The sequence below is a fragment of the Chamaesiphon sp. GL140_3_metabinner_50 genome (assembly GCF_025361915.1).
Lineage (GTDB): Bacteria > Cyanobacteriota > Cyanobacteriia > Cyanobacteriales > Chamaesiphonaceae > Chamaesiphon.
This window is the reverse complement of sequence record NZ_JANYJC010000140.1, coordinates 1-9,016: the sequence shown is the minus strand read 5'-3', so window position 1 is coordinate 9,016 and position 9,016 is coordinate 1. Positions and strand designations below refer to the sequence as shown.

Sequence of the window (9,016 nt, the reverse complement as noted above, 5' to 3'; positions counted from 1 at the left end):
TATTTAGTGGGTATGTCACTTCGGCTTTGCTCAGTGAGCGGAGCCGAACTGAGCGGAACCAATCTGGAGATCGTTAGTGCGATCGTCAAAAATTGAGGGTAGGGGTAATGTCTTGTCGGTGCTTGGTTGATTTTCACGGTCGGGAAACCCGCCCGAAAATCAATCCGCTTTTTTATTCGGGGGTTCCCCCCGAATAAAACCGCCGCTTCATGAATTACCCCTACCCTCAATTTTTGACCTCAATCCAAAATCCAAAATCCAAAATCCAAAATGGCATGACTCAACCACGCGAGAAACTGTCACACGGCAAAAATTCTCAGAGCCGATCGTCGTTATACTATTTTCAAATAATTATTCGATCGCGCTTATGAAAACTTGGCTGGCTACCTCTGGCATCATCGCACCATTAGTTATCGTTCTACCTGCGACGGCAATGTCGCCGACAGAGGTATCGAAAATTGCCAAAAGTGTGACTGTTTCGATTAAAACCCCCGCCGATCGCGGATCTGGCTCGATTATCGCCCGTACGGGTAATACTTATACCGTTTTAACCGCCGCTCATGTCGTCAAAAAAACCGATGAAAAGTACACGATCGAATTAAACGATGGTCAAAAGTATACTGTTAGCGAGCGACAATTAGCACCAAATGGCAATCTCGATTTAGCGATCGTTAAATTTCAAAGCAATCGCACTTATCCGATTGTTAAAATTGGGGATTCTAATAATGCGATCGAAGGCAGTCCGGCTTACGTATCTGGGTTTCCAGTGGCAACGGCGGCAATTACGCAGTCGGTTTATACCTTCAGCGATGGCAAAATTACCGCTAATAGCTCCCAACCTTTCGATAAGGGGTATTCGATCGTTTATAGCTGCAACACCTTACCAGGGATGAGCGGGGGGCCAGTTTTAAACGATCGCGGCGAACTAATTGCCATTCACGGTAGGGGCGATGTCAGAGAAAGCAACAAACCATCGGATATTAATGCCAATGTGTTGGTTAAAACTGGATTTAATTTGGGTATTCCCGTTAATTCCTTCCTGAAATTAGCCAGCCAAATGGGAGTACAACTGGGCGCAACCGCACCAGTAATTGCCACTCAACCGCGCACGACTACCGCCGACGATTTCTTTGTAACCGCTGCCACCAAATTTCGCCAAGGCGACTATCCCGGCGCGATTTCTGGGTTCGATAGCGCGATCGCTGCCAAGCCGAAATATACTGCTGCTTACATTGCCAGAGCAGAAGCAAATCTGTATCTAAGTAATGATACAGAGGTGGTTCGCGATGCCAATCTTGCTTTGAAATTAAATCCCAAATCCGCTGATGCTTATGCGCTCAGAGGCGTTGGCAGGACTACGCTCGGTGATTCCAAAGGAGCATTTGCCGATTTCGATCGGGCGATTGCGCTCAATCCCCGTAGTGCCCGCAGCTACCTTTATCGCGGCTATGTAGAGGTACAATATGCCGATCCAAATAAGGCAATCCAATCGATTAACCAAGCACTAGCAATCGATCCAAATCTTGGCGATGGTTATAGTGTGCGAGCAGTAGCTAAATATCTGATCGGCGATCCTCAAGGTGCTGACTCAGACTTCAACCGCGCCATTCAAATCAATGCCAATAGTTTCCTCGCTTACGCTTACCGAGGATTCATCCGAGTAAGTGCTGGCAACAAAGAAGCTGGATTTGCCGATTCCGCTAGAGCCATTGCCATCAGTCCCAAAAATCCGATCGGCTATGGTATGCGGGGAGTAGCTTATCTTTCTATCGGAGACTATGCGCGGGCGATCTCCGAATTCAACCGCGCCATCGAAATCAAGCCCAACGACGATCTGAATTACGCTCGTCGCGGTATTGCTTACATGCAACAGAAAAACTTTCAACAAGGTTTAGCTGATGTGGAAAAAGCACTCCAAATCAATCCTAACAGTGAAACTGGTTATCAAGGACGTGCCATTTACTATGTCAGCAAACAACAGTTCCAACGATCGCTTGCCGATGCCAATCGGGCAATCGCCCTTAATCCCGTATCTCCCGATTCACAACTACTCCGAGGCGTATCGTACATCGGATTGAAGAATCGCGATCGAGCTAAAACCGCACTCCAGCAAGCTGCCGAACTTTACCAAAAACGTGGCAATACTAAGGACTATCAAGAGGTGATGAAAATCTTGAACGCGATCTAGTCAGGGTGGGAACTCATCCTTTCAAACACCTAGCTGCCTCGATCCCCGACTGCTTCAAGAAGTCGGGAATCTTGTACCTCACCAACCGGAAAAGTGCTGTATTAGCGATCGAGATAACCGACCCTTGGGAGATCCGCGAACGGGCGCAAAATTGTTACAGTAAGTAAAGCAGCTTTATGTCGATCGCTAATTACCCTAACACTTATGACTTCAGTACCGCGTATCTGTATCCTCGGTGGGGGATTTGGTGGTTTGTATACCGCCCTGAGATTGAATCAACTAGCCTGGGAACCAGGGCAAAAGCCCGCAATTACCCTGATCGATCGTCAACCTAATTTTGTATTTACGCCCCTGCTTTACGAACTAATTACAGGCGAAATGCAGGGCTGGGAAATCGCCCCACCCTATGCCGAACTGTTAAAAGGGACAGATATTCGCTTCGTGCAGGGATCTGTCGATTGGGTCGATAAAGCCCAAAATTCAGTTACTTTAGAAGATGGTACCGAAATTGAGTTCGATCGATTGGTATTGGCTTTAGGTTGCGAAACTCCATCTGAGAGCGTGTCTGGAGTTAAAGAACATGCGATCGCCTTTCGATCGCTTCAGGATGCCTACAAACTCGATGAAAAGCTCCGGTTGCTCGAAACATCTTCAGCCGAACGGATTCGGATTGCGATCGTTGGAGCGGGCTATACGGGGGTAGAAGTCGCCTGTAAACTCGCCGACAGGCTCAAAGAACGCGGACGGATTCGCCTGATTCAATCGGGTGATAAAGTGCTACCTCGCGCCCCAGAATTTAATCGGAATGCCGCCCTCAAGGCTCTAGAACAGCGAGGTGTTTGGGTAGACCTAGAAACTAACGTTTCCGAGATTACTGCTGACTCGATCGGGCTAATTTACAAGGGTCAAACCGATCTAATTCCAGTCGAGATCGTGATGTGGACGGTGGGGAATCAGGTGAGTCCAGCCATCAGTCATTTTGGATTACCGTTAAATCCCCAGGGTAAAATTACGGTTGCCGAAACGTTGCAAGTCACTGAAAATCCTCACATCTTTGCACTAGGCGATGCTGCGGCAATTGTCGATGGCGCAGGTGAATTTATCCCGACTACCGCGCAAGTAGCTTTCCAACAGTCAGATTTTGTCGCGTGGAATGTTTGGTCGTCACTGACCGATCGACCGTTATTAGCATTCCGCTATACTAATCTCGGCGAAATGATGACTTTAGGCGATGATAATGCCGTGCTATCGGGGATGGGCATTCAGTTAGATGGCCCACTAGCCTATCTAGCCCGTCGCCTCGTCTATCTCTATCGCTTACCAACTCTAGAGCATCAGCTCAAAGTCGGTTTGAATTGGCTGACGCAGCCGTTGGTGAAATTGTTGAGTTAGAAGAGATGGGAGTTCGGAGATGGGAGATGGGCACAATCGAAGATCGATCCGAATACGTCCAACCCTACGTCGAAATATAGTCTGTGGATTATTGCTCAAGCAAAGATGTAAACCCCCATAAACAATCCGAATCTCCAATCTCCGATCCCTTAAAATCCGAATCTCCGAACTCCCATCTCCGCTCTCCCATCTTTTAAATTGTCATGCCATTCGGAATCGTAGCATTCTTGAGCACAACCACAATACCGCTGCGAATGTAGTAACCGAGATCTTCGCGTTGGGCTTCTTCGACGCTTTCTTTATTGATAATCATGACATCGGAGCCGATGCGGGCATTCTTATCGATAATGGCGCGGCGAATCGTGGTGTTTTCGCCGATACCCATCGGGACACCGCCAGTTTCGGCTTGAGTTTTGCGTTCTGGTGCGGGTTCGTAGTAGTCAGCACCCATAATTAGGCTATCTTCGATCGTGCAACCATCCATCACGCGCGCGCGTACGCCTAAAACTGAGTGATGAATCCGACACTGCTTGATAATACAGCCTTCACCGATCATCGATTCGGTAATTCGGGCATCTAATAACTTGGTGGGTGGGAGATAACGAGAGCGCGTGTAAATTGGTGCTTGCTCGTCGTAGAAGCTAAATGGTGGTGTCGGTTGCTGGGTGAGCGCGAGGTTCGCATCGTAGAAAGATTCGATCGTTCCAATATCTTCCCAGTAACCATCAAACAGGTAAGCTTGAATATTGTGGGTAGCCGAAGCACCAGGAATGATTTCTTTACCAAAATCGGTTTGTTCGAGCGATTTTTTGAGTAAATCTACCAGGACTTGCTTTTTAAAAACATAAATCCCCATCGAAGCAATATAAGGCTTCTCGGCGGCTTGTTCGGCATTTAGACCTAATTTAGTGGTATCTACCCGCATACTTCTGAGCGCGTCACCTTTAGGCTTCTCGCTAAATTCAACCACTCGCCCAGATGGATCCATTTTCATCAAGCCAAACTCGGAAGCATTTTTCTCGCTAATCGGCACTACCGACAGGGTAATATCGGCATTGGTTTCGCGGTGACGTTCGACAAATAATCGATAATCCATCCGGTAGAGATGATCTCCCGATAGAATTACGACTTCATCCACATCCCAATCTTCAATAATCGATAGATACTGACGCACCGCATCGGCGGTACCCTGAAACCAATCGGGACTATCCTTGGTTTGCTGCGCGGCAAGAACTTCGACAAAACCATCGCTAAATCCCGAAAAATTGTAGGCGCGCGAGAGGTGTCGATTGAGCGAAGCAGAGTTAAATTGAGTCAGGACATAAATTTTGAAAATTTCAGAATTAATGCAGTTGCTGACAGGAATATCGATCAATCGATATTTCCCGGCGAGGGGAACCGCTGGTTTCGCCCGTAGCTTAGTCAGGGGATATAACCGCGTACCTGCACCACCGCCTAAAACGATCGCTAAAACTTTTTTCACAATAACCTCTTAAAATAACGATCCGATAAGATCCGATCGCGATCGCAGGGAGTTTAACTGGTAGCTCCACCATTACCGCCCCGATCGTGTCGATCTATATACCCTCTATCATCTGATAACTTGGGTACATTCGGGCTGTCTGAGTCGGTATTTTCTGTTACTTTCTTGCCAGAATCAAAACGGTTTGAAAGGTAGCTACCCCAGATCGCCAACCAAACAGCCATCTTCCATGTGAATAATCCGATCGGCAACATCCAAAATTCGGTTATCGTGAGTCACCATCAAAATCGTACAGTATCGATCCTTGGCTAATTTTTGCATCAGCGTGACAACTTCGCGACCAGATTTGCTATCTAGAGCAGCGGTGGGTTCGTCAGCGAGAATGAGTTGCGGCTGACTGACTAAGGCTCGTGCGATCGCCACACGCTGTTTCTGACCCCCAGAAAGGTTATCGGGGTAATAATGGGTGCGATCGGCTAAACCGACGGCTGTGAGGGCATTGATGGCGCATTGATGGCGATCTTTAATATGAGGATGCAGTTTCAGCGGCATCGTGACATTTTCCCAGGCGGTGAGGCTTTTGAGTAGGTTATGAGCCTGGAAGATATAGCCGATGTTACTGCGAGTTTGAACGAGTTGGGCTTGCTTGGCTCCAAGTAACTCGCGACCGAGTACTTTAAGGCTGCCCGTTTGCATCGATCTGAGCGCGCCAATTAAGGTCAGCAGCGTAGTCTTGCCGCTCCCAGAAGGCCCCGTTAAAACTGTAATTTCTCCCGCAGGTATTTGGAGATTAATATCGTTCAGAACGGGAATTTTTAGGTTTCCTTTACCAAAACTATGATGGAGATTTTCAATTTGGATCGTTGGCTGCATCGATTTTATTTCACTATCCACTATTCACACAAGTTGTTGGGTTTCGCTGCACTTAACCCAACCTACAATTTATCTATTCCCTATTCCCTATTCCTTAAAAAACATCTGCCGGATCTGCCGCACGGAGCTTATTAGATGCGATCGCAGCAGAAATCAGACACATTGCTAGTGTTAAAATGAATACATTCAGTGCTAAACTCACTGTCATGATTAGCTCTAACTTTGTTAGGGTGGTAAGTAATTGATACATGCCTAAAGTAGCAATAAATCCAGGGATATAACCTAGAACCGCTAGAAAGATTGCTTCTTGAAAAATAACTAACAAGAGCGATCGATTAGAATATCCGATCGCTTTGAGGGTAGCATATTCTGAGAGATGGTCGCTAACATCGCTATAGAGAACTTGATAGACGATCGCGACACCGACGATAAAACCCATCATTGCGCCGAAATTAAAAATCGTGCTGCTGGGGTTGGTATCTTGAAATGCTAATTCTCGCGCCTGTAACTCTTTATAAGTCAGGGCTTTAATACCGGGAACGGATTTTTCGATACCTTGTTTGAGGGCGATTAAATCGGTACCGGGTTTAACGCGAATTATCCCCAATGTGACCTGTTCGAGTGAATTAGAGCCAAACATTTCGGCATAGGTGCGATCGCTAGTAATGATATTTCCTTCACTCAGAAAGAAGGAACTGCCAAGATTGAATAGACCATTGACTACAATTCGCTGATTGTTTATCATCGATACAATTGTCGGACTGGTATCCATTTTGGCAGGAATTGACCCTAATTGAGAACGAGATAATCGATCGAACAAAGCGGTAAACGGCTCGCGTAATTTAGACTGTTGTTGGTTGACTTCGGGCAGATCGAAAATTTGGAATTGGGGATTATAGGCACAAACTCGCGTTTCATAAGAGATGCTTTCTTTATCGTAAGCCCAAGTTCCATATTTAAGATACAGCGGCTCGGCAAAAATAATCCCATCGAAAGCTGCTGCTTGATAAAGTCGAGTGCGATCGAAGGTACTAAAGGAGTTAATTAGTTTAGCTTCAGCATTGCTAATAAATAAATCTCCTTGCAAATGCCTGGGTAATAAAGTTGCGCCGCCTGCAAATAAATTTACAAACCCTAATTGCATAAAAATCAATACATTCGCAAATGCAATTCCGCCCATCGCCACCCCCGTCCGCACTTTTTGACGAGACAACTGCGCCCAAGCTAACGGTCGTTCCCGCCGCGAAAAAAGTTTTTTCATAATATCAACTCAATCCCACACCCTTTACTCCTCAATCCCATCTTTTCCATCTCCCCTCGTCCCCCAGTCACCCCAATACGGTTCGGTTAGCTTCGTTTGAGATCTAAATCCCCCAACCCCCTTAAAAAGGGGGCTTTAAAGTCCCCCTTTTTAAGGGGGATTTAGGGGGATTCCCTCCTAAGCCGGAGCAATTAGAGCGAGATCTGTTCTTAACCGAACCGTATTGCCAGTCACCCCGTCACCCCGTCTCCCCGTCCCCGGTCAGTGAGCTACCGTGTATACACATCTCTAGTGAGAAGCGAAATTGGTGAGAATCCCCCTAAATCCCCCTTGAAAAGGGGGACTTCCGGATCCGGTTCCCCCCCTTTCCAAGGGGGGTTAGGGGGGATTCAGATCTCAAAACGAAGTCAACCATACTTGTCGGTACGCGGTAGGGTCAGTGAGCGGAGCCGAACTGCCCATCTCCGCACTCCCATCTCCCATCTCCCATCTACCTCAAAGGCAACCTTACCCGCACTTGTAAATTAGTCAACTTAGCAACCTTCGGACTATCCTGTGGTGCAATTTCAATTTTAATTGCGACAATTCGGCTTTCCTTATCGGTAGTCGGATTGGCACCGCCAGCTTCTTGGGTTTGTTTGCGTCCCACTTGAAGTCCAACTTGAGAAACCGTACCGCGTAGCTCTCCAGCAAAGCTGTTGTATTCGCTGGTAATTACCGCCGCTTGTCCCTGACGAACTTTAGTGACATCGATTTCGGCAATCTCCGCCATCACGTACATTTTGTCGGTTTGAGCGAGTTCGACAATCCCTTGACTGATATTCACTTGTTCGCCGATGCGGGTGTTAATTTTGAGAATTTGTCCGGCGACAGGTACGCGCACTTCGGAGTCACGTAGGGCGGCTTGTGCTTGCTCGACGGCAATTTTGGCTTTTTCTAATTGAGCCTGTGCAATGCGAACATCTGTCGGACGAACTTCGCGGAGTTCGGCGAGTTGAGCTTGCGACTGTTGAATCTCCGCCGTCAGCGTTTGGATCGATTGGTCTAAATCTGCTTGTTTTTCTCTAACTGTTTGGCGAATTGTCAATAGTTCGGTTTTGACTTTGCCCAATTGTGATTTTGTCTCTAGCTGTTTTTCCCTCAGATTGGCTTTGGCGGCGGCTAAATCTTCGGTGGCTTTATCCAGTTGGGTTTTGGTATCGATACCCCGCTCTGTGGCGATTGCTCGTGCGGATGTTAATTCTTCTTGAGCTTTATCTAATTGAGATTTACTAATACCGCCCGATCGGTATAAGGTCAATTTACGCTGGTATTCGCTCTGCGTGTTGGCGAGTTTAGCTTGACTGCCTAACGTATTATCACCCGATCGATTAAATTTTTCGCGGCGACGATATTCAGCCTCTGCATTGGTTAATTTAGCCTGAGCGGTAAGTAAACTCAAACCATCCCGATCGGATTGTAACTGACGTTGGTAATCGGCTTCGGCATTTTGCAATTGCGATCGCGCTGCATTTAGGGCAGCAGTCCGCTGTTGGCGACTGCTAGCCAGTTGAGCTTGCAATTTGGTAATTACAGCCGTCTGAGCGGCGATTTGCGACTTCTTAACATCAGTTTGCGTCGTTCTCCCCAGCTCGATTTGGCGCAGATTGACATCGGCTAGCGCATCGCGTAAATCGGCTTGCTTGCGATCGATCCCCTGTAAAATGGCAATTACCTGATTACGCTTGACAAAATCGCCCTCTTTAACGAGGATGCGATCGACACGACTATCCTGAGCATTCGCCACCGAGAGTTTAATCACTTCCCCATTCGGTTGAAT

At 47.2% G+C, this 9,016-nt stretch carries 6 protein-coding genes; 2 read left to right on the top strand and 4 right to left on the bottom strand.

Annotated elements, in window-relative coordinates:
* Positions 1–367 precede the first annotated feature (367 nt).
* Both Q0R35_RS07495 and Q0R35_RS07490 read left to right on the top strand, forming a co-directional pair.
* Entirely contained in the window at positions 368–2,188 is a 1,821-nt protein-coding gene (locus tag Q0R35_RS07495; protein ID WP_295615552.1) for a serine protease, read from the top strand.
* A gap of 204 nt (positions 2,189–2,392) precedes the next feature.
* The gene (locus Q0R35_RS07490) at positions 2,393–3,580 is read left to right on the top strand and encodes an NAD(P)/FAD-dependent oxidoreductase (RefSeq protein ID WP_295615549.1); all 1,188 of its coding nucleotides are present in this window, start codon (positions 2,393–2,395) and stop codon (positions 3,578–3,580) included.
* Between the two features lie 193 nt (positions 3,581–3,773).
* Here the strand turns inward: Q0R35_RS07490 and Q0R35_RS07485 are convergent, their stop codons facing one another.
* The 4 genes from Q0R35_RS07485 to Q0R35_RS07470 form a co-directional block, all read right to left on the bottom strand.
* Entirely contained in the window at positions 3,774–5,063 is a 1,290-nt protein-coding gene (locus Q0R35_RS07485) for a glucose-1-phosphate adenylyltransferase (RefSeq protein WP_295615547.1), read from the bottom strand.
* Positions 5,064–5,258: 195 nt separating this feature from the next.
* A complete protein-coding gene (locus tag Q0R35_RS07480) occupies positions 5,259–5,936 on the bottom strand; it encodes a DevA family ABC transporter ATP-binding protein (protein ID WP_295615545.1) in 678 nt (225 codons plus the stop codon).
* 94 nt (positions 5,937–6,030) lie between these two features.
* Entirely contained in the window at positions 6,031–7,197 is a 1,167-nt protein-coding gene (gene devC / locus Q0R35_RS07475; RefSeq protein ID WP_295615542.1) for an ABC transporter permease DevC, read from the bottom strand.
* A 490-nt stretch (positions 7,198–7,687) separates the two neighbouring features.
* Positions 7,688–9,016: HlyD family efflux transporter periplasmic adaptor subunit (locus Q0R35_RS07470; RefSeq protein ID WP_295615540.1), on the bottom strand; the 1,329-nt coding region annotated here is incomplete at its 5' end.